The sequence below is a fragment of the Dyadobacter luticola genome (genome assembly GCF_005860805.1).
Lineage (GTDB): Bacteria > Bacteroidota > Bacteroidia > Cytophagales > Spirosomataceae > Dyadobacter > Dyadobacter luticola.
This window is the reverse complement of the sequence record NZ_VCEJ01000002.1, coordinates 2,255,364-2,276,845: the sequence shown is the minus strand read 5'-3', so window position 1 is coordinate 2,276,845 and position 21,482 is coordinate 2,255,364. Positions and strand designations below refer to the sequence as shown.

Here is a 21,482-nt window from a genome sequence, read left to right as displayed (position 1 = left end):
GACAGGATTTCCCGTCAGGCGTTTTCGTGTTTTATCCCAATCTGTTAGAAAATCCATGTCTGCCAAGACTTTTCAACATTGCTTTCTATTTTTTAAAAAGCATTTCCAGGAAATACTGTTATCTGCCTGCCTGACCCTGTTTTCGGTCGCTGCCTTTCAGGGCTGCAAATCGGAAGTGACGACCACAGATGCTGTGAAGCAGCAGTTTATGGAAGATATCACCAGGCTCGACAGCGCGGTCAGTGAAATGCAAACGCTCATTAAAAACCGCCAACCGGCTGAGGATGTGCAGGCAGCATTCAGGCACGCGCGGCTTGCGTACAAGCGTGTGGAATTTCTCTCGGCCTATTACAGTCCCGAAACCACCAAGGCGCTCAATGGTCCGAACATTCCGGAAGTGGACGACGATCTGCGGGTCAATCAGCCGGAAGGTTTTCAGGTTTTGGAAGAACTGGTTTTTCCCGGCGACGATTCTTCAAACTACGCGGATGCCGTGCAGCACGCCGCCGTGATCCGCGCCAATGTGAACCGGCTCCGTAAGATTTCGGAAGGTAACCAGTTGACCGACAGCCATATTTTCGATGCGATCCGTCTGGAAGTTTTCCGCATTCAAACATTGGGTATTACCGGTTTCGATTCGCCGGTTGCATTTCATTCTTTCCCCGAAGCCGCGAGCGCGCTGGAAAGTTTGCAGCAGCATTTAAGTTTTTACAGTGTTGAAAAACATGATCAAGTGCTTTCACAAAGATTGGAAGCCACCTTTGAAAATGCGATAAATAGCTTACAGAAAGCAAAAAATTTCAATGCATTCGACCGGCTGGATTTTATCAAACAAAAAGCCAACCCACTGAGTAGCTTGTTATTGGATACACAAAAAGCATTAAAAATTGCTGTTTTTACGGAAAGCAGGTTACTATCGCCAGACGCCAAAACATTGACCGATTCTGCGATTTTTAACTCAGACTATTTTGTAAACCTGGACGAGCAGCATTCCACGCCAGATCGGATTGCACTGGGCAAAATGTTGTTTTTCAATCCGATTCTATCCGGAAAAAATGGTCGCACCTGCGCCACTTGCCACCAGCCCGACAAAGCATTTACCGATGGCGAAACGAAAAGCTTTGCAGTAGGTTTCGACGGCGTACGCATCGCCCGGAATGCGCCGACCTTGTTAAATTCCGCCTACCAGGCCGTCCAGTTCGCCGATTCAAGGGTAGCGTTCCTGGAAGACCAGGCGAGTGACGTGATCCGCAACGAGCAGGAAATGCACGGCTCGCTGCCCGAGGCGGTTGAAGCATTGAAAAAAGAGCCGGAGTACGCCGCATTATTTGCCAAATCCTATAAAGACGGCGTCAACGAACATACCCTGAAAAACGCCATCGCCAGCTATATCCGGTCATTAACTTCTCTGAATTCAAAACTCGACCGCTATTTCCGCGGCCAGACGGGTACATTAACTTCTGAAGAAAGGCTGGGTTTTAATGTTTTCATGGGTAAAGGTAAATGCGCCACCTGCCACTTTTTCCCGCTGTTCAACGGCACCGTGCCGCCGGCCTACCAGGAAACCGAAAGCGAAGTCCTCGGTACCCCCGCCACTGCAGCCGGCAAAGAAATCGACCCGGACGTAGGAAAATTCCTGCTGACCAAACGTGACCCGCACCTACACGCCTTCAAAACCCCGACGGTCAGAAACATTTCGAAGACGGCACCATACATGCACAATGGTGTTTTCAAAACGCTGGAAGAAGTGGTGGATTTTTACGACCGGGGCGGGGGAAATGGGTTAGGTTTTAAGTTGGAAAACCAGACGCTGCCTTTTGATAAGCTGGATTTGACGGATGGGGAGAAGAAGGGGTTGGTTGCGTTTATGAAGATATTGTGAAGCGCATCTCAACCCGGTGTACGAAAAAAATGTTCGCCGTTTTGCCTGCTGTTTTTAAGTAAATTCAGAAGCCTGACAAACATCCAAATCAACAGAACATTCCGCACATTTAACATTATCACCATATAAGTCTTCATTAAAATCAAATCATAATAATTGCCCGGAAAAATCAGGATTGTTAACATTAATGTGGCGGTGAAAATGATGAAGGTTTTACGATCTAAAAAAGGAATGAAGGGTAATAGCCAGACAAGATATTGCGGGGAGAATACTTTATTGAGAATGATAAATAACAGCAGCTGTGTGCTAAATGCGATAAGAATTGTTTGAAGAGCAATGTTGCCCTGAACATTTATTTCCCGCTTGAAAATCAACCCAATATATCCAAGCAGCGATACGAAAAGTAATGGTGTGAGAAGTTTAATAAACTGTAAAACCGGCGACGACCAGGCTGTTTGCAAATGCATAGCGCCGAAATCGTGCTGAATCTTTACCGAGCCGACGCCCGCCGACTGCAGCAACAGTATTAATCCTCCTGCCAGACTTTCCAGATGAATCCCTCTCTGCACGTGATTGCTTAAAAAATCGAAAGCATTATCAGCGCCTACCCACCTTAATGCTATTGAAACCAAAACCGAACCCAGCAACATTCCTGCAAGCTGTTTAAATGCACTTATGAATTGCTTGCTGAGATAGTAATATAGAGCAAGAATTGGAAAGAAAATCACCGTATAAAGCTTTACAGCGACGGATATCAACCAAACAAAGCCGGATGCAATTTGCTTTCTGCTCATGAAAAAAATCGCCAGACTTGAAAGAAATGCCGGAAAAGGATCGAAGCGAAAAAGGAAAATAGGGAGCGAAAGAATAAAAATTAATGCAAATCGATAACTTCTCGATTTTGAGTCAAAACGGCTTGTTTTTATCACCAGAATGCCGGTTCCAATTCCCAGCAAAATATTCTGAGCTGCGAAGAAAGCAGTGTACTGATTTAAATTACCTTCCAGGAAATGATTAAATATTTCAGGAATGACGATCGGTATTAATGCGAATAGAGGATATTCCAGCGGAAAGTCACGGTAAGGAATTTGCCCCTCTATAATATTGAATGCAACGCGATAATATAATTCCAGATCTGCTTGATGCGCAATGTGCCGGAATAGTAAAATGTATACTTCTAATAAAAGGAAAACGATTACGATCCCGGCAGTAAAATAACCTTCGCTTAAAAGTGTCTTTTTAATGTGGTTGAATGGTAGCTGCATTCTTTCCGAACATTTTAAAAAGGAAATAAAAATACCTTCTTCAACCAGCCTGCGTTCTGTTTATTTTAATTTACTTCCAGCGTCGATCACCGCCTGATTCACCTCCCGAACTCTTTCAATATCCATTTTTTCAACCGCACGGTCGTAAGTTAATAAGCCATTGACTTCATGCTCAACATCGGTCGTTTGTGTGTAAACAGCAACGCTCAGGCCTTTGTATTTCATCAACTGTTCCACCTGATCCATCAGCATTACATAGCGGTCGGTGAGCGCCTGCCTGGTTGGCTCATAATCATACGCATTGTTTTCGACAGGCCACATATGACCTCTGACAAAAAGACCCAGGCCGCCAAATTCACCCAGAGAAGCAGCTCGTTTCTCGTCCGGTACAGACGCTTTATAGGGGCCGACATAGATGTGGGTATCGACGAAATCCCCGTTTCCGGGATCTCCATAGGCTTTTTGATAACTTGGATTATTATTAAAACCCGAATTTCCATTGACCAGCCGGGAGGGATCGTAGCGTTTGACCCAGTCGGTGATTTCTTTCACGTCAAAGGCGCCCCAATTTTCGTTGAAAGGCACCCAGGTAATAATTGAAGGGGAATTGTAATGGTCATCAATGATAGCCTTCAACTCGGTGCGGAACGTGGTGCGTGTTTTTAATGTGTCTTCGTCCTGATACCAGATCGCCGGCATATCCTGCCAAACCAATAAACCCAACTTATCAGCCCAATAATAAAAGCGCTGCGGCTCGGTTTTCATGTGTTTCCTGATCAGATTGAAACCGGCCTTTTTGGTAAAATCAATGTCGTATTTTAGCGCTTCCTCCGTGGGTGCGGTCAAAATGCCGTCGGGCCAGTAGCCCTGGTCCAGCAAGCCAACCTGCATGACAAACTTCCCGTTTAACAAAGGCCTGACAACACCATTTACCTTTCCTAACCTGACATCCCGCATGCCAAAATAGCTGACAATCTCGTCGGTTACATTTCCGCTCTTGTCTTGCAAACTCAGTTTAAGATCATATAAAAATGGCTCATCCGGCGACCACAACCTGGGATTAGGGATGGGAATATAAAATGCGGTACCCGACTCACCCGTCGCCCGGGCAACCACCCTCTGGTCTTCTAAGGCGACGGCCGTCACCGTACCCTGATCGGCATCTACAAGCACTTTTAAGCGGCTATTTTCCAGGTCTGGAAGCAGACGGATGTTTTTGATGTATTTCGTATTGACTGGTTCGAGCCAGACCGACTGCCAGATACCCGAAGTGAAGGTATAGTCGCCTCTCGGGCCATTTTTACCTGACGGCGTTCTACCGTCATTCTGGTCGTGGGCGGCAACGATCAAAACATTATTTCCGGCCTTTAAGTGAGGCGTGATATTAAGACTAAATGCATCGTAACCGCCTGCATGTGAACCTGCTTTCTGGCCATTAACAAAAACGGTGGCATCGTGATCCACGGCATCGAAATGAAGCATGACCTGCTTTCCTTTCCAGGAAGCCGGGATTTCAAACCGTTTGCGGTACCACATATTCACTTCCTGATTCCGCTCGATACCGGAAAGAACCGACTCCGGGCAATAGGGCACCAGAATTTGCTGCGCTTGCCGGTCAAAATCAATCGGTTTTGATGGATTGAGCGCGGTAGCAAGCTGCGGGCCACCCTGGTAGTCCCACTTGCCATTCAGGCACATCCAGTCGCTGCGCTGCATTTGCGGCCGGGGGTATTCGCTGAACGGCATGGCAGATTCCATTGCTTGCTTCGTCCATTTCGTCGGCAGCTTTCCTACTTGCGAATAAATATTTCCAACAGAAATGTAGATCAGGCTTAAAAGGCAATAAATAAATCTCATAATAACGGCTTAGCTTCTTCTTTTGCGGGATTTCCGTAAGATAGGTCGTGGTAAGTTTGGATCAAAATTTGGAGCAACTGTGAGGCGGCCGAAATGGCAGATCATTGGCTGGACGCTATCTTATCTATTTTCTCAACCTGATGTGAGCGTAACAGAAACAAATATGGTTCCTTACTTTCGCAAGGAACTATATGCTAATTGCTTTGAAGAACGGATCTGAGTTAACCTCTTAATATTCGTGCAAAAATTACTCTTTTATCAATTTCCTGGTTTCAGAAAGACTTCCGTTGTCAAACTTTAAAATGTTTACACCAGGAGACAACTTGTCTATCGTAATGATGTTCGACCCGGCCTGTAAAAGTTTGCGCTTACGCGATAACACCCTTCCTGTCAGATCATAATGCGTTATATTCCATGTGCCCTTCTCAGTGGTATTGATTTCGATATAGGCTTTGCTGGTAGTGGGGTTGGGATAAAAATTGTTAATTACGGGGCTTTCGGTATCACCTCCCAATGCAATCATTTTCGAAAAGCTGTACCGTGTATCCAGATCAATCATTTTCAGGCGGTAATATACTTTTCCGCTGGGTGCATTTTGATCTACGAAAGAGTAAATACGTGATTCGTCCGGCACCCGCTCGCCTATTTTTTCAAACGTTTTTGCATCTACGCTCCTTTGAACTTCGAAATGGCTAAAATCAACTTCTGAGCTGGTTTTCCAGGTAAGCTGATTGATTTTCTCGACTGTTTTCCCTGTAAAAGAAATTAATGTAACCGGCAAAGCTTGTCCAATTGATTTCCCGATAAAGCCACTGAACCCGGATACTGGAAATGTAACTTCCCAAATGGAATTGCTTGAATTCCAAACAAAAGTATAATCCTCCGAATTCCAAGAGCTTGATCCGCCTGGAATATAAGTTGGCGGCCCGGGATAGTTCAAGCCTGTCGGACTGGTTCCTGAGAATTTAACGATCTGGAAGTTGGCGATACCTGAGTTATCATTTGGACCGGTTGGTAAAAAGCCACTGCTGATTGTTGCGTTATAGGCGTCAAAATCGGCTTGTGAAAAGTACAAAGTTACCATGCCAGTTGCCGTGTTTGCGTTGGTGCTTGGTGTAATTTCATAATGCCGAGGAACATGGCCGAAAGGCGGGGTTGTTTCCAGCCAGCTCTTGACCGTCGCTTCCGTAAAGCCGCTTGTAGGCATTACTTTGGCTATATATTCACAATTATTGGCAACCAGCGGGTTTGCGGCCACATCTTGTGTATTGGTCGTGGCTGCTGTTGGGAGAAACACCGGATTTACGTAAATGGTAACTGGTTCTGCCGACGCAGACAGTCCGCTGTTGGTACAAGTTACTTCACAATGAAAAGTAGCTGTTGCAGTTACGACTGTACTGTATGTGGCATCCGTAGCACCTTCAATAAGAACGTCGTCCTTAAACCATTTATAGGTAATACCATCCGTGATTGTCGGGGGAGATGTTAAATAAAGATCGACCTTTGTATTGGTACACACCATGAATTGATCTGCGGCTGTACTGCCTGGGGTGGGAGTGCCGCTGCAAGTTGGAGCCAGAATATTTATAAAGTAATCTTCCGTTTCACCTGTAATATAGGCTCCGCAGGCAGATTCAGCCACATCCCCCAAGCCGTGTATGACTCTCATGCGCGTTAAGCCTGTCAGAGCAGTTTCCGGAATTGTGATAGATCCCGTTAAAGTATAATCCGATAAACCGTATTTGGCTGATAGATACACCCTTTCCTCTGGTGCATCAAAACTTCCATTGTGATTAAAATCAATCCAGACGGAGGTTTGGCTAGTATTGAAACCTCCGCAATTTGTTATTCCAATAGATACCGGGAAGGTATTTGCTGCCGTAAGGTTCGGCGCGGCAACCAGGGAGCTGTAATCTGAATATCTGCTGAGTATAGAGCCCGGTCCACCGGTTGAACCGCAAGTAGAGGAATTATTTAAGTCGCCTACCGTAACATTCGCTATGTCGGCAGAATTTGCATCGTCCGAAATGGAGGTACAGGGACAATACAGGTAAGCACCTTGCACAGCGAAGGGTGTCGACTTGGTTGTGCTCTCCCCGGTAGGACAAGTTATAGCGCAGTAATAATTGTCAGCACCTGTGATTGTGGCAGTGTATGTGTCACTGGTAGCGCCAGCAATCGGACCCGCATCATTATACCATTGATAGGTATTATTGGAAGTGATTACATCAGGGCTGAGTGAGAAGGTAAGACTTACCACGGGGCAAACCGGATTTTGAGTAGCTATGGTTTTCGTTTGAACCGGGCTGCCGCTGCAGGCAGGAGGTGGTACAATGTTGATCAGATAGTCTTCTGTTTCGCCGCGCTCGTAATTTTGACAGGCAGAGCTGAGTGGTCTTTCGCTGGTGATGACCCGCATTCGGGTTATACCTGTTAATGCGGTTATAGGAATAGTGAAAGAGCCGGTAGCGGTAAAAGCTGCAAAGCCTGTTTCGAGCTGAATATATTCACCTGGACTTTCGAAAGTGCCATTTTGATTGTAGTCAATCCAGATAGCATTATAGCTATAATAGCCAAACCCGCCTACGGATACTGAAAACGGGATGGTGGCTAACTGATTGAATACAGGTGCAGCTACCAGAGGCGTAAAGTCAGAATAACTTCCCGGTACAGATGCAGGTCCGCCGGGCTGAAAAAGGGCGGTAGAATTGTTTAATGTTCCTGCTGTTACATTCAGTATTTCCAATGCTTCCGAAGGCTCAGCGGCGGAAGTACAATAGCATATCGTGACCGGAACCGGAATTGATCTTGTTGTTTTTGCTCCATCGGGGCAGGTTACATCACAATAAAAACTATCCTGACTTGTGATTGTGGCGGTGTATGTTTCACTGGTGGCTCCTGCAATCGGTCCGTTTTTATTGTACCACTGATACGTGTTGCCAGTCGTGTAGATGGCAGGGCTCAGAGAAAAGGTATACCTGGCTTCCGGGCATACAGGGACTTGTGTAGCGATTGTTTTAGTTTGAATCGGGTCACCGCTGCATGCGGGCATCGGTTCGATGTCTACGATATAATCTTCGGTTTCTCCCGCGTTATAAGTGTCGCAAGCAGAAGCTACGGGTGTCTGACCGGCATTATTGACAACTCTCATCCGGGTAGTGCCGGTTAATGCCGTTGCAGGAATTGTAAAAGAACCGGTGACTGTTCCATTGATGGGAGTTGGTACTGCTGATTGAAATACTCTTTCATCCGAATTCTCAAAGGTGCCATCGTGATTGAAATCGATCCAGATTGTCGTTGAGTTGACGACGGGGCTTCCACTCGTTGATATCGAAAAAGAAACGGCAGTTGACTGATAAAAAACCGGAGCTGCCACCAGCGTTGTGTAATCCGAATATTTACCAACCGTGGATCCCGGCCCTCCTGTTTGGCCATAGTTAGACGAGTTGTTTAGTGTCCCTGCTGTCACATTGGAAATGTACCCATAGCCGGCATTGAAAGACATAGAGCTGCAATAGCTTTGTGCGTGAATGCTGCTGCTGCCCGCCAGAAGCAAGAAGATCAATAAAAATGTACAGTAGAAGTTTATGGTTTTCATCCGAGCGTAGTAAAGTCTTTTGTGAAATTTCTTATGACGGGTCCCTACAGCAGTCAGTGCCTTCTTTTTTTCCAACGCGGATGTAAGACTACAAACAGTAAGTTGTAATGCAAAAGACAGTAAATGATACACATAGCACAATAGCAAATACTTGCTATTAGCCCCATATCATATAAATTTGAGTGTGGCCGTACTCAATGCCTGGATACCGGAAAATCCCGACACAGACATGGGGATCATGGATCCGACTAAATAAATGAATATGAAAAGAAGAGCTTTTATCAGAAACGCCGCCGGTGCTGCTACCTCGGCGATTGCATTCCCTACCTTGATCCCCGCTTCGGCATTGGGGAAAAATGGATTTGTAAGCCCCTCAGACCGGATCAACCTGGCATTTATTGGTGCAGGAAACCAGGCCGAAAATGACGTAAAAGGTTTCCTTCCCGACAAGCGTGTTCAGGTCACCACCATTTGTGATGTCAATAAAAAAAGCACGGGTTACTGGGATGGAAAAGTCGGCGGGCGCGAATACCTGATGGAGCTGGTGGATGATTTTTATACCAAAGAGAACGGTAAGACTTATAAATCGACCAAAGGAATTCTTGATTTCAGGGAAGTGATCGATCGCAAGGATATTGACGCCGTAGCGGTGCTCACGCCCGATCACTGGCATTCGATCCCGGTGCTGATGGCGGCCAAAGCCGGCAAACACATGTATTGCCAGAAACCTTTATCGCTTACCATTTCAGAAGGACGGGCGATGAGTGACGCTGTGAAAAAATATGGTGTAGTGTTCCAGACAGGCAGCCAGCAACGCTCCGGACCAGAATTTCTCCGGGCTTGTGAACTGGTGAGAAATGGCCGGATCGGGAAGCTGGAAAAGGTGGTCTGCGGCCTGCCTGGCGGTACTCCTGATTTTGGGAAAACGGGCAGCCAAACCGCGCCGACGGCCGTACCGAAAGATTTTGATTATCAAACCTGGCTCGGTCCGGCTCCCGAAGCACCCTATTGCCCGGCAAGGACGCACGTCAATTTCAGGTGGAACCTCGATTATTCGGGGGGGATGGTCACCGACTGGGGCGCGCATCACCTGGACATTGCGCAGTGGGGGATTGGCACCGATCATACCGGACCAGTACAAGTGAAAAATGCCAAAGCAAAGTGGTCGCAAGATCCGGTCTGGAATACGGCGGTGGAGTTTTATTTTGAATGCATTTATGAAAACGGGGTGAAATTGATCGTGGGCTCGGATGCTGCAGTGGCGCCTCGCGGCATAACATTCCATGGTTCGGAAGGCCAGATTTGGGTTTCCAGAGGCAGTTATAAAGTTACGCCCGAGAAGATCGATACGACCGTGATCGGTGATCAGGAAATTCATTTGTATAAAAGTGACAATCATTACAAGAACTTTGTCGATTGCGTAATTTCGAAAGAACCGACAGCCGCGCCGGCAGAAATCGGCCATCGCTCGGTCACGGTTGCACATTTGGGTAACATTGCCCTGCTGCTCAACCAGGATTTGAAATGGAATCCGGAAAAAGAGGAGTTTGTAGATAATTTCGCGGCAAATCTGATGCGTGCCCGCGTCATGCGCGAACCCTGGGGAGAGCTTTACAGGAAATACAAAGTGTAGCTGCTCAGCTGGCAATAAAGTACCATATCAACCTAAACCCACTTTTTTACAAATGAAATTTACTTTCATCGGCCTGTTCTGCATCGTACTTTTTTATTCTTTAGAAAGTGCGGCGCAGAAGAGAACCGGCTCACATACCATTTCTTTAAACTGTCTGAGCGAATTCGATCCAACAACCAGCAACTGGAAGCTGGCCAAAAGTGTCAGTTTCAGTCCGACTTCCGACGAAAAAAGCTTTGAACCGGGAATGGGAATTGTCCTCGCCCTGCCCGTCAAGCCGGATACCGGACATTTATTTACCAAAATGCAGCATGGCGATCTTGAACTGGAATTTGATTTTGCCGTCGCCAAACAATCCAATTCGGGCGTTTACCTGCAAGGCCGGTACGAAGTGCAGATTTTTGATAGCTGGGGAGTGAAAACGCCAGCATTTTACGATTGCGGCGGCATTTACCAGCGCTGGGACGAAAGCCGGTCTCCCAAAAAAGGCTTCGAAGGTTTTGCTCCCAAACAAAATGCCTGCAAGGAGCCGGGAGCGTGGCAGCATTTCAAGATTACCTTCCAGTCCCCGCGATTCGACAAAAGCGGAAAGAAAATCACAAACGCGAAATTTATAAAAGTCCTGCTCAATGATGTCGTAGTTCAGGAAAATGTTGAAGTAACCGGCCCCACGCGGTCAGCAGCATTCGAAGACGAGCGCCCGCTCGGGCCACTGATGTTTCAGGGTGATCACGGCCCGGTCGCGATCCGGAATATCAGATATACGATGTTGGAATAGATGTGAAATGTGCCCATGAGCGAGCGGTGGTTCGTCTCGTCATGCTACAGGTACCTTCGATACATCCGTCCCTTGTCAATAATAGACTCACCTATCTTTAATTGTCCAAACCGAAAGTGTTACAAGAAGCCCCGATTGGGTTACTTTCATTTGCTTTCCGGCACTGACCTTTGTAATGTTTTAAATCAACATTCCAAAGGTTAAAGAAAGCAACTATGATCATTGCAAAAGGTTACGCAGCCCAGGATCCGCAGGCAGACCTGGCACCCTGGGAGTTTCAGCTTCGAGACTTAGGGCCTCACGATGTCCAGCTCCGGATCATGTATTGCGGGGTTTGCCACACCGACCTTCATCAGATCCGGAATGACTGGTATCCGGGCATCTTCCCCATGGTGCCGGGGCATGAAATCGTCGGTGAGATTATCAGCGTGGGAGCGCACGTTAAAAAATTTACTGAGGGCGACTGGGCTGGCGTTGGTACCATGGTCGACTCATGCGGGACTTGCAAGGAATGCGGTCACGATCATGAGAATCTTTGCACAAACGGGGCTGTATGGACCTATAACAGTCTGGGTAAGGATGGGCTGCCAACTTATGGCGGTTATGCGAATACCATGGTCGTTCATGAAAAGTTTGCATTAAGTGTCTCAAAAAATCTCGATCCCAAAGGAGTAGGGCCATTACTCTGTGCCGGAATTACGACTTACTCTCCGCTTCGCAGATTGAATGTCGGCAAAGGCCATAAACTTGCTGTGCTGGGGCTCGGTGGGCTGGGGCATATGGCCGTCAAATTCGCGCTGGCATTTGGCGCGGACGTAACGGTGCTCAGCAATTCGCCCGATAAACGCGAGGCATCATTTGAGCTGGGTGCCCATCATTTTATCGATATGAGCAATGCCTCGGATGCCGATGCCGTGAAAGGGACATTCGACTTCATCATCGATTGTGTATCCGCTCCGCATGGTCTAAATTTATATCTTGGGCTCTTAGCAACCGGCGGAACGCACATTTGTGTCGGAATCCCTGTCGAACCTTTCAGCTTATCGCCGTTTTCATTGTTGGCAGGAAACAAATCTGTGACTGGTTCGGGCTCGGGTGGACTTTTGGAAACCCAGGAAATGCTCGACTTTTGTGCTGAACATAATATTACGGCCGATGTAGAACTGATAAATGCGAAAGATATTCACGCGGCATTTGAGCGAATGGTCAGAGGGGATGTGCGCTACCGGTTTGTCATCGATTTAAACACACTTTAAAAAGTTATACGGTTTGTTATGAAAGCAGAGAAAAAAGGAATGGCCACCTACAATTCCATCCCCGAATTTCATAAACTATTGGGCACAGCGCCGCCACACCATCCACTGATAAGCGTGATCAACTGCGAAGACCTGGGCGATTATACCGAGGAAATTGCGGAGAAGGCGATGTACAATTTTTACATTGTTATCCTGATCAAACGTTTCGATGGAAAGATCCGGAAGGGCCAGAACTATGTGGATTTCGATGAAGGTCAGGTGTCGTTTTTTTCTCCCGGTCAGATACTTTCCACTAACGCCAATGCGCTTGAAGGCTGGATACTGCTCATTCATCCCGATTTTCTCAGGGACCTTCCATTTGGAAAGACGATTAAGAACTACGGCTTTTTTTCCTACGAAATTTATGAGGGCCTTTTTGTGTCTGAGAAAGAAGAAAAGTTGCTGGGCGGGGTCGTCGAGAGCATTGCGCAAGAATGCCAGGTAAATACCGACCAGTTTAGTCAAAAGATCATTATCTCGATGGTCGAAGTGCTCCTGAATTATGCCGACCGGTTTTATAACAGGCAGTTTATCACCAGGAAGCATATCAACAACGACTTACTTGCAAAACTCGAACGGATCCTGACCGACTATTTTGACAGCGACAGGGTTAGCGAGGAAGGCCTGCCTTCAGTGGAAGATGTGGCCGCCCAGCTGTTTGTCTCACCGCATTACCTGAGCGATATGCTCCGCTCGCTCACCGGAATGAATACCCAGCAGCACATTCAGAACAAACTGATTGAAAAAGCGAAGGAAAGCCTTGCGGCGACTACCCTTTCCGTCGGGGAAATTGCCTACCAGCTGGGTTTCAGCCATCCGCAATCATTCAACCGGTTCTTTAAAGCCAAAACAGACCTTTCTCCGTTGGCTTATCGGAGGTCATTTAACTAAATAAACGTTGCCAATTTTTTCCTTGACAGGCGCTAATAGCGGCTGAACAATACCCTCATGTCTTTTCGGATCTGCCCATTTATAATCTTCAACCTTTAAATAATCAACTACAATGAAAACGATTGAGCGCATCTACATCAATGGAGAGTTTGTGACGCCGCATGGCACTGAAACATTCGAGCTGATCAGCCCGACGGACAACACGCAAATCGGCACCGTGCGACTGGCCGATGAAGTGGATACCAGGGAAGCGATTGCCGCCGCAAAGGCCGCATTAAAAACGTATTCGCAGACAACGCCGGCCGAGCGCATTGTTTATTTGCAACGTATGTACGATGCCGTTGAGCGTCGTCAGGACGATATTATACAGGCAATGCTGCTGGAATATGGCGGCACATTGCAGTTTACCCGCGAAGCTGCTAAGTCTTGTCTGGCATTTATTGGCTCCAATATTGATCTGCTCAAAAGTTTCAAATTTCAGCAAAGATTAGGCGATTCGGACGTGTTACTGGAACCGCTGGGCGTGGTTGGGATCATTACGCCGTGGAATGCCAGCAGCGGTTTTATCTGCAGCAAATTATCGACTGCGCTGGCGGCCGGATGTACCGCCGTGATCAAACCCAGTGAAATGAGCGCGATCCAGACCCAGGTGATTACCGAATGTCTGCATGAAGCAAATCTTCCAGCCGGCGTGTTCAATATTGTTACCGGCCGTGGTGAAATTGTGGGAAATGAGATTACGCTTAGCCCCGACATTGCCAAGATTACATTTACAGGTTCTACGGCAGTGGGCAAAATGATTGCAAAAGGGGCAGTGGACACCATGAAGCGGGTGACATTGGAACTCGGTGGTAAATCACCCAACATATTACTGGAAGATGCTGATTTCCAAACTGCTATCCCTATGGCAGCCATGCTGGCCTTTATGAACAGTGGCCAGGCATGTGTTGCCGGAACCAGGCTCCTTGTGCCCGAAAGCCGTCTTGAAGAAGCGGAGACAATCATGAAAGCTACGGTCGAAAATTTGAAAGTGGGCAATCCCGCAGACGAGGACACGGCAGTGGGCCCTATGGTGAGTAAAAAGCAATACCAGCGTGTTCAGGATTACATCAAAATCGGGCAAGACGAAGGCGCCAAGCTGCTGGTCGGCGGCCAGGGACATCCGCAGGGACTGGAAAATGGCAACTTTGTACGTCCAACCGTTTTCAGTCATGTTACAAACGATATGCGGATCGCGCGGGAAGAAATTTTCGGGCCGGTGCTTTCCATCATCAGCTATAAAGATGAAGAGGACGCCATTGAGATCGCCAATGATACCAACTACGGTTTGTTTGCCTACGTAAGCTCAGCCGACGACGCCCGGGCGAAACGGGTTGCCTCAAAAATACAGGCGGGACGTGTTGCGGTCAACCAATTTTCCTTCGATCTGGTCGCGCCTTTCGGTGGATATAAACAATCAGGTATCGGGCGGGAATATGGCAAATACGGACTGGAAGCTTTTTTAGAGCCCAAGGCGATTTGTTGATATATTTGTAGATATGGCAGAAAAGCAGCAGAACAAATTTGCCAGAATGGTCTGGACCGTCACGGAAGAAAATTTCTTTAAAGACGAAATCATCCTTGAATTTCACTCGTTCGTCCGGATTATTTCCGGCGAAATGAGGGTAGTGCAGGCGGAACGGTCCTACACATTCGGAGCTGGTGATACGCTGCTTTTCCCGCGCAACCAATTGTCTGCCGTGATCAAGCGCCCCAAAGATGGCCAGCCGTATAAGGCAATCGTACTCGGTTTAACCACGGACCGGTTGAAGGAGTTTTACACTGCGAACAAAATTGAAAGCACGCACCGGGTCGAGTACAGCACAAAGAAATTTGACCGGCATCCCTTGTTGGACGGGTTTTTTGCTTCCCTGAACTCATTTTTTGATCTTGAAGATGAATTGCCCGAAGATATAGCCTCTTTGAAAATACAGGAAGCCATTTCCATTCTCCGCGCCCTCGACAAAAGTGTAGACGGCTTATTGACCGATTTTTCACAGCCAGGTAAAATTAACCTGGCTGATTTCATGGAGAAGCACTATATGTTCAATATGCCCATGGAAAAGTTCGGTTATCTGACCGGCCGCAGTCTGTCGACTTTCCACAGGGATTTTAAAAAAGTATTTTATACTTCACCCCAAAAATGGCTGACCAAAAAACGCCTGGAACTTGCCTATTATCAGTTATCAGAGAAAAAAAGAAAACCGGTTGACGTGTACCTGGAAGCGGGCTTTGAAAATATGTCACACTTTTCATTTGCCTTTAAAAAGCAGTTCGGGTACGCGCCAACCAGTTTAACCTAAGCGGGTAATGACGCCGGATAATAGAAAAATGCATTCTCGCTGCGTCCCTGCCGCATGGCCGCTACCACATTTTCCGAGAATGGGCCTAGTAATTCTAACCGGTCAATTTTCCAATCTGCTTTATAGCTGGCTGAGAGAGGTTTGATCAGTTCCAGATGGTTGAGAAAGGCTGCCTCATTGGTATAGGCCTCGATGATCAGGCACTGGAAGGTGGCTGGCTCAAAATAACATTCATGTAGGAGCACCGAGTCTGGCCCCTCACTTTCTACAATGCTTTTTGTCTCAGATACCATCTGCCGGAAGGTGTCCCAGTCCTTTGGATTGACTGAGACTTTTGCGTTGAGCCTGACGATTGATTGTTTGGACATGACAGTTGAATTAAGGCATGACAATGATTTTACCAACCGTATTTTTTGACTGAATGAGCGCGTGGGCCTTGTACATTTCTTCCAATGGAAATACGTGCGAAATGTGTGTCTTCACTTCGCCGGAGGACAACAGCCCGGCCACGTATTCCATATTCTGCTCGTAGGTTTCATTCGGTGTTACGTTGACGCGGAGTACCTTCACATTCTTTTCCCGCAATGCCCTTTCGATCAATTCCGGTTCGGGATATACGATCAGGCTGAGCAATGTTCCGCCGGGTTTCAATGCTTTCAGCGAACGTTCAATGTGTTTGTCGTCTTCACTCCAGACCGTGTCGTGAACGATATCAGCATCGGTAACAAGCTCTTCAAAAACCTGCGTTTTATAATCAATGAATTCATCGGCGCCAAGTCCCAGGACAAAATCACGGTTTTCTCCCGAAGAAACACCGATCACATAAGCACCAAAATGTTTGGCAAATTGCACGGCATAATGTCCGACTCCTCCGGAAGCGCCATGAACGACTACCTTATCTCCTTTTTTTACTTTTCCAGAATTTACGATCGACTGCCAGGCAGTCATTGCAGCCATGGTCGCGCCGGCAGCGGCTTCAAAACTGACGTTTGCCGGTTTCAGGACAAGCTGGTTTTCCGGTGCGGCTACATACTCGGCATACGCATTTGCCTGGCCGATGAATTTGAAATTCCCGAATACCTCATCGCCTGCTTTAAACTTTGTCACATTCTTGCCAGTCCCGGTGACAATGCCCGCAACGTCCCAGCCCAGGATAATATGCTGCTCCGCACCGGTAACTTGATACACGGCATCCAGATAAGGTTTGTTTTTACGAACATATGCATCAACCGGATTGATGCTAATCGCTTTCACCTGCACTAAAACCTCGTGCCCTTCGATGGATGGAACGGGCACTTCCGCCAGAACCAAATTTTCAGGTTCTCCGACTTCTTTGAAAATAATTGCTTTCATAATCATATTGTTTATGAAGCAAAATTAGGTAGGTTCAAAAGGAGCGATTTTGTTTATAATGCCAAGTTTGCTTTGTTTAAAATGTCATTGGATTAGTGTCGACTACCATATTCATTGACTCTACAGCTGTGAATTTTTGTAATTGCATGATTATGCACCATACCTCACTGTGGCTGCCAGCAGTTAAGCTACTATTTTGCTCAGTTGACTAAACCGAAGTTGAACCAGCAATATGCCATCATGTGCTTAAAACGTCGTTTCCTCCAAAGCGCTTAAAAGCAAAAAAGCCCCTCAACTTGCGTTGAAGGGCTCTTGTACCCAGAGCCGGAGTCGAACCGGCACGAGTGTAACCTCATTGGTGTTTGAGACCAACGCGTCTACCGATTCCGCCATCTGGGCATTCTCTTACTTGTTGGGAGTGCAAAAGTAGGGAGAAAAACAGATTACGCAAGTTTCTTCTCTAAAAAATTGCAGGGAAATTCTCGGCTATTTTGAATGTTTTTCGCAACTCGCTTATTCATAGCGTAATGCCTCTATCGGGTCGAGGCGGGAGGCTTTGATGGCCGGGTAAATGCCGGATAAAACGCCTACGAAAATACAAACTGCGATCCCCATCGCCATCCAGAGCCACGGTACTACGAACGAGCTGCCTGTGCTGATGGAATTTGAAAGCACATTTCCGATGATGATGCCGAGAAATAATCCGCCGATCCCACCGATGATACAGACCACGATTGCTTCTACCAGAAACTGAAAACGGATCACACGCGGCGTGGCGCCAAGGGATTTTCGAATACCAATTTCGCGGGTGCGCTCGGTGACGGAGACGAGCATAATGTTCATCAAAGCGATGGATGCACCCAGTAAAGTGATAATGCCGATCCCGAAACCGCCGATGCGGAGGTACCCGGTCACATTTTCGAAATCTTTGGCCATGGCGTCGGCGCGGTCGATTTCGAAGGAATCTTCTTTTCCCAGATCGTCGCTGCGGATACGGCGCATGATGCCGCGGGCTTCTTCCACGATCATATCGCCGTCGGTGGCATTGGTGGGGGAGGCGGTAATGCTGTAAGTAAGTACCTGGTTAGCTGCAAGTCCGCGGCCGTTTTCGAGCGGGATGAGAATGATCCGGTCGGCATCATTGTCGCCGCCCAGCGAGCCTTTCTTTTGCAAAACCCCGATCACCCGGTACCGCGCGCCTTTGAATGTCACTTCTTTGTTCAGCGGATCGACCCGCACAAAAAGTTTCCTAGCAATCTCCTGACCGAGCACGGCAACATTCAGCGAATTTTCAAGGTCATTTTTATCAATGTTACGTCCTTGATCAATTTTATAGCCGTTGATAGCCAGATAGTTCTCGTCAGATCCGACGACGCTGCTATTTGGATTTGTTTTGGTAGAAAGGTAATTGACCTGAACTGCATCGGCGATGCCGGCAGAAAGGGAGGAGACAGCGGCGTAAGAGGTTTTGAATTTCTCTGCAAAAAGATTTGCCTGCCGGTAAGTGATGGGAGGATATTTTTTACGTCGGCGGCCGCGCTCGAAAAAGTCGTCGTCGTAACGGTTGCGGACGGTAAATGTATTGGCTCCGAGGTCGGCAAAGCTGCTATTGACGGAATTTTGGATGCCTTCGATCGCAGTAAGGATGCCTACCAGCGAAGTAATTCCGATGGCAATAATGAGTGCGGTGAGGACGGTTCTCAGCAGGTTGCTTTGGATGGAACGAAGGCCCTCGTCTATATTTTCGCGGATGTTCATAAGAGATTACAGCAGGTGCACCATTATGCGGATTCTGTCGTTGAAATACCGGAAAGGGCAAAGAATCTTTTCAATTTCTTCCTATATTTAGTATTTACAACATGTAAAACTGCGCATGAAACCCGAAAGAATCAAACCAGTGATACGCTTGTTTATCCCGCTTATCATTTTTTTAGCAATATCATTTAAGGGCTCCGCAAACCGGCTTTTGATCCCGATGGACGATAGCCAGAAGAACCATTTGAAGGCTTACGGCATCTCGTACTGGATCCTCAAAAACTTTGAAATGGAGATGGATTGGCTGCTCAATTACCGCGGCGGCAGTTTCATGGTGGCTTATACCCAGCAGTTTGCATCGGAAATGACGGTGCGTGGCGTGAGTTTTGAAGTGATCTCCGAGGGGCAGGCAGGACAGATTCTCAGCCAGATCAGTGCGCCGGATGTGAATATGGACGCGGTGAAATTGCAGAAAGCGCCGAAGATCGCGGTGTATTCGCCTAAATCAAAATTGCCGTGGGATGATGCGGTAACATTGGTTTTGACCTATGCTGAAATTCCGTATGATGTGATTTATGACGATGAGGTTTTAAATACAAAATTGCCGGAATACGATTGGCTGCATTTGCACCATGAAGATTTTACCGGTCAGTTTGGCAAGTTTTTTCAATACAAGGATTACCCCTGGTACCGCGAGCAAAAGCGTGAGGCTGAGGAGACTGCGGTGAAATACCAGTTCAGTACCGTGCCGCAAATGAAGTTGGCGGTGGCTAAAAAAATCTCGGAGTTTGTGAGCGGCGGCGGCTATATGTTTGCAATGTGTAATGCGACGGATACCTTCGACATTGCGCTGGCAGCCGACGGAATCGATATTGTGGAGGCAATGTACGACGGAACGCCAGCTGATCCGACTGCAAATGGCAAGCTGAATTATGCCAATACCTTCGCATTCAAAGATTTCAAAACCATTCCTTATCCTTACGAAATCGAATTTTCGGACATCGATAACCAGCCTGATGAGCGCGGGTTAATTGAATCGAACGATTTCTTTTCGCTATTTCAATTTTCTGCCAAGTGGGACCCGGTGCCGAGTATGCTGACCCAAAATCATCAGACATTGATCAAAGGGTTTTTGGGACAAACTACTGCTTTTAAAAACCGCCTCATCAAACCGGAAGTAATTATTCTGGCGGAAAACAAGTCGGCGAAAGAAGCGCGCTATATTCATAGTACGCATGGAAAAGGCTTTTTTACGTTCTATGGCGGGCACGATCCGGAAGATTATCAGCATCGGGTAGGTGAAGAGCCGACGGATTTAAACCTGCATCCAAATTCGGCGGGATACCGGTTAATTTTAAATAACATTCTATTTCCTGCGGCGAAGAAGAAGAAGTTGAAAACCTGATTTTACAGGGATAACATTCAAAAGGCGGAGTGCCAAAATCATACAAGCCGTGCGTAATCGCACGGCTTTTTTATTAGTAAAATTGTTTAAATCTTTGATTAAGAGGAAGTTAATGGTTGGCATGAAAATGTGATCAATAAAGCAACATTAGCCATGAAATCATTTAACCTCTAATTATTCAATGGATCGGGAAATTGCACCGGACTATGTAAAAAACACCAAAATGCGACGATCGGCATGGATCATCGTCGGGATAATTACGCTGGCGGGTGTAATCTTTTTCTTCCGCAGATCGCTTTCCAGCTCGATTGAAAACGCTCGAATCCGCACCGGTACCGTCGAAACCGGCGATGTCGAGAACACACTCACGGCCACCGGAGAAATTATCCCGGCTTACGAGCAGATTTTTACCAGCCCCATCCGCGCCAGCATCAAGCGGATCTTACTTACGCCCGGCACCCGCGTCCAGCCTGGTGAACCGATCCTGGAACTGGATAAATCGTTGACACAGATCGAGTTCGAGCGGTACCAGGACCAGCTGGAATTGAAGCGCAACAGCATTGACCAGCTGCGGATGAAATTGAACAAGGATTTGTACGATTCAGAAATTAATGATCGGATCAAATCGCTTAACATTAACAAGTTAAAGGCCGATTTTGAGGATGCGAAAAGGTTGATGAAAATCGGTGGGGGAACTGCCGAGAACATTACCCGCGCGGAAAATGCTTTGAAAATCGCCGAGCTGGAAAAGCAGCAACTGGAAAACAACCTGAAATACAACCGCGAATCGATGGGTGCGAGTTTGAAAGAAACCGAACTAGGGGCGCAGATCGAAGGCAAAAATTTGCAGGAATTGCAGCACAAGCTCAAAATGGCTGATATTGTGGCCGATCGCAAAGGGGTTTTGACCTGGGTCAATGAAAATATCGGGTCGTCGGTGAATGAGGGTGAAATGCTGGCGAAGGTGGCGGATCTGGGGAGTTTCCGGGTGGAGGGAAATTGCTCGGACGTATATGCCGATCAGGTGAAAACGGGGCTGCCGGTGATCATCAAAATGAATGAAACGATGCTGAGGGGCGTGATAACGCAGGTGAAACCGGCTGTGAAAGATGGGATTATCGGCTTCGCGATCCAGCTCGACCAGGCGAAAAATGAATCGCTGCGGCCGAATATGAAGGTAGAAGTATACGTGGTGACGAGCAAAAGCGCCAAAACCTTGCGCGTCCAAAACGGGCCGACATTCACTGGAAAACGCAAACAGTTTGTGTATGTGATGGAGGGCAATGTTGCCCGCCGACGCGAGATCGAGACAGGTCTTTCGAATTTTGATTTTGTTGAAATCAAAAGCGGATTGAAACCTGGCGAAAAGGTGATTTTGACGAATATGAATGCCTACGAGCACCTGGAAGAGATTTCAATCCGATAGCT

Annotated in this window: 15 protein-coding genes and 1 tRNA gene; 9 read left to right on the top strand and 7 right to left on the bottom strand. The window is 47.2% G+C overall.

Annotated features, from left to right (window positions below):
• Positions 1 to 55: 55 nt before the first annotated feature.
• Entirely contained in the window at positions 56 to 1,882 is a 1,827-nt protein-coding gene (locus FEN17_RS09580; protein WP_138365031.1) for a cytochrome c peroxidase, read from the top strand.
• Between the two features lie 8 nt (positions 1,883 to 1,890).
• On the opposite strand, the gene FEN17_RS09575 is transcribed toward FEN17_RS09580, so the two are convergent.
• From FEN17_RS09575 to FEN17_RS09565, 3 genes are all read right to left on the bottom strand, one after another.
• Positions 1,891 to 3,147, bottom strand: coding sequence for a glycosyltransferase family protein (locus FEN17_RS09575; protein WP_138365030.1), 1,257 nt, complete (start codon positions 3,145 to 3,147; stop codon positions 1,891 to 1,893).
• A gap of 60 nt (positions 3,148 to 3,207) precedes the next feature.
• A complete protein-coding gene (locus FEN17_RS09570; RefSeq protein ID WP_138365029.1) occupies positions 3,208 to 5,004 on the bottom strand; it encodes a glycoside hydrolase family 2 protein in 1,797 nt (598 codons plus the stop codon).
• 247 nt (positions 5,005 to 5,251) lie between these two features.
• Positions 5,252 to 8,734, bottom strand: coding sequence for a GEVED domain-containing protein (locus tag FEN17_RS09565; RefSeq protein WP_138365028.1), 3,483 nt, complete (start codon positions 8,732 to 8,734; stop codon positions 5,252 to 5,254).
• A 130-nt stretch (positions 8,735 to 8,864) separates the two neighbouring features.
• Here FEN17_RS09565 and FEN17_RS09560 point away from each other — a divergent pair, with 130 nt between their 5' ends.
• The 6 genes from FEN17_RS09560 to FEN17_RS09535 all read left to right on the top strand — a co-directional run bounded on the left by FEN17_RS09560 (position 8,865) and on the right by FEN17_RS09535 (position 15,541).
• Positions 8,865 to 10,235 carry a Gfo/Idh/MocA family protein gene (locus FEN17_RS09560; protein WP_138365027.1) on the top strand — a complete coding sequence of 457 codons (1,371 nt, stop codon included), beginning with the start codon at positions 8,865 to 8,867 and terminating at the stop codon, positions 10,233 to 10,235.
• A 52-nt stretch (positions 10,236 to 10,287) separates the two neighbouring features.
• The gene (locus FEN17_RS09555; protein ID WP_138365026.1) at positions 10,288 to 11,013 is read left to right on the top strand and encodes a 3-keto-disaccharide hydrolase; all 726 of its coding nucleotides are present in this window, start codon (positions 10,288 to 10,290) and stop codon (positions 11,011 to 11,013) included.
• Positions 11,014 to 11,228: 215 nt separating this feature from the next.
• On the top strand, positions 11,229 to 12,269 hold the full coding sequence (locus FEN17_RS09550; RefSeq protein ID WP_138365025.1) for an NAD(P)-dependent alcohol dehydrogenase: 1,041 nt from the start codon (positions 11,229 to 11,231) through the stop codon (positions 12,267 to 12,269).
• Between the two features lie 18 nt (positions 12,270 to 12,287).
• A complete protein-coding gene (locus FEN17_RS09545; protein WP_138365024.1) occupies positions 12,288 to 13,199 on the top strand; it encodes a helix-turn-helix domain-containing protein in 912 nt (303 codons plus the stop codon).
• 112 nt (positions 13,200 to 13,311) lie between these two features.
• Positions 13,312 to 14,724: an aldehyde dehydrogenase family protein gene (locus tag FEN17_RS09540; protein ID WP_138365023.1), complete on the top strand. Its 1,413-nt coding sequence runs from the start codon at positions 13,312 to 13,314 to the stop codon at positions 14,722 to 14,724.
• A gap of 13 nt (positions 14,725 to 14,737) precedes the next feature.
• Positions 14,738 to 15,541 carry an AraC family transcriptional regulator gene (locus tag FEN17_RS09535; RefSeq protein ID WP_138365022.1) on the top strand — a complete coding sequence of 268 codons (804 nt, stop codon included), beginning with the start codon at positions 14,738 to 14,740 and terminating at the stop codon, positions 15,539 to 15,541.
• Here FEN17_RS09535 and FEN17_RS09530 read toward each other — a convergent pair.
• The 4 genes from FEN17_RS09530 to FEN17_RS09515 all read right to left on the bottom strand — a co-directional run bounded on the left by FEN17_RS09530 (position 15,538) and on the right by FEN17_RS09515 (position 18,652).
• Positions 15,538 to 15,909 (bottom strand): hypothetical protein, encoded by a 372-nt coding sequence (locus FEN17_RS09530; protein ID WP_138365021.1) that lies wholly within the window; start codon positions 15,907 to 15,909, stop codon positions 15,538 to 15,540. The two genes, FEN17_RS09535 and FEN17_RS09530, sit on opposite strands and share 4 nt — an antisense overlap.
• 10 nt (positions 15,910 to 15,919) lie before the next feature.
• On the bottom strand, positions 15,920 to 16,894 hold the full coding sequence (locus tag FEN17_RS09525) for an NADP-dependent oxidoreductase (protein ID WP_171037881.1): 975 nt from the start codon (positions 16,892 to 16,894) through the stop codon (positions 15,920 to 15,922).
• 315 nt (positions 16,895 to 17,209) lie between these two features.
• Positions 17,210 to 17,293 (bottom strand) — tRNA-Leu (locus tag FEN17_RS09520).
• A 114-nt stretch (positions 17,294 to 17,407) separates the two neighbouring features.
• Positions 17,408 to 18,652, bottom strand: a complete 1,245-nt coding sequence (locus tag FEN17_RS09515; RefSeq protein WP_138365019.1) for an ABC transporter permease — start codon at positions 18,650 to 18,652, stop codon at positions 17,408 to 17,410.
• A gap of 115 nt (positions 18,653 to 18,767) precedes the next feature.
• Here FEN17_RS09515 and FEN17_RS09510 point away from each other — a divergent pair, with 115 nt between their 5' ends.
• Both FEN17_RS09510 and FEN17_RS09505 read left to right on the top strand, forming a co-directional pair.
• Complete coding sequence (locus FEN17_RS09510) at positions 18,768 to 20,054, top strand: asparagine synthetase B (protein ID WP_229208751.1); 1,287 nt, start codon at positions 18,768 to 18,770, stop codon at positions 20,052 to 20,054.
• 181 nt (positions 20,055 to 20,235) lie between these two features.
• Complete coding sequence (locus FEN17_RS09505; protein ID WP_138365018.1) at positions 20,236 to 21,480, top strand: efflux RND transporter periplasmic adaptor subunit; 1,245 nt, start codon at positions 20,236 to 20,238, stop codon at positions 21,478 to 21,480.
• The last annotated feature ends 2 nt before the right edge of the window (positions 21,481 to 21,482 follow it).

Excerpts from the sequence above, each read along its gene's own strand:
- FEN17_RS09580 (WP_138365031.1), top strand. The coding sequence starts at position 56 with ATGTCTGCCAAGACTTTTCAACATTGCTTTCTATTTTTTAAAAAGCAT.
- FEN17_RS09575 (WP_138365030.1), bottom strand. The coding sequence starts at position 3,147 with ATGCAGCTACCATTCAACCACATTAAAAAGACACTTTTAAGCGAAGGT.
- FEN17_RS09570 (WP_138365029.1), bottom strand. The coding sequence starts at position 5,004 with ATGAGATTTATTTATTGCCTTTTAAGCCTGATCTACATTTCTGTTGGA.
- FEN17_RS09560 (WP_138365027.1), top strand. The coding sequence starts at position 8,865 with ATGAAAAGAAGAGCTTTTATCAGAAACGCCGCCGGTGCTGCTACCTCG.
- FEN17_RS09555 (WP_138365026.1), top strand. The coding sequence starts at position 10,288 with ATGAAATTTACTTTCATCGGCCTGTTCTGCATCGTACTTTTTTATTCT.
- FEN17_RS09550 (WP_138365025.1), top strand. The coding sequence starts at position 11,229 with ATGATCATTGCAAAAGGTTACGCAGCCCAGGATCCGCAGGCAGACCTG.
- FEN17_RS09545 (WP_138365024.1), top strand. The coding sequence starts at position 12,288 with ATGAAAGCAGAGAAAAAAGGAATGGCCACCTACAATTCCATCCCCGAA.
- FEN17_RS09540 (WP_138365023.1), top strand. The coding sequence starts at position 13,312 with ATGAAAACGATTGAGCGCATCTACATCAATGGAGAGTTTGTGACGCCG.
- FEN17_RS09535 (WP_138365022.1), top strand. The coding sequence starts at position 14,738 with ATGGCAGAAAAGCAGCAGAACAAATTTGCCAGAATGGTCTGGACCGTC.
- FEN17_RS09530 (WP_138365021.1), bottom strand. The coding sequence starts at position 15,909 with ATGTCCAAACAATCAATCGTCAGGCTCAACGCAAAAGTCTCAGTCAAT.
- FEN17_RS09525 (WP_171037881.1), bottom strand. The coding sequence starts at position 16,894 with ATGAAAGCAATTATTTTCAAAGAAGTCGGAGAACCTGAAAATTTGGTT.
- FEN17_RS09515 (WP_138365019.1), bottom strand. The coding sequence starts at position 18,652 with ATGAACATCCGCGAAAATATAGACGAGGGCCTTCGTTCCATCCAAAGC.
- FEN17_RS09510 (WP_229208751.1), top strand. The coding sequence starts at position 18,768 with ATGAAACCCGAAAGAATCAAACCAGTGATACGCTTGTTTATCCCGCTT.
- FEN17_RS09505 (WP_138365018.1), top strand. The coding sequence starts at position 20,236 with ATGGATCGGGAAATTGCACCGGACTATGTAAAAAACACCAAAATGCGA.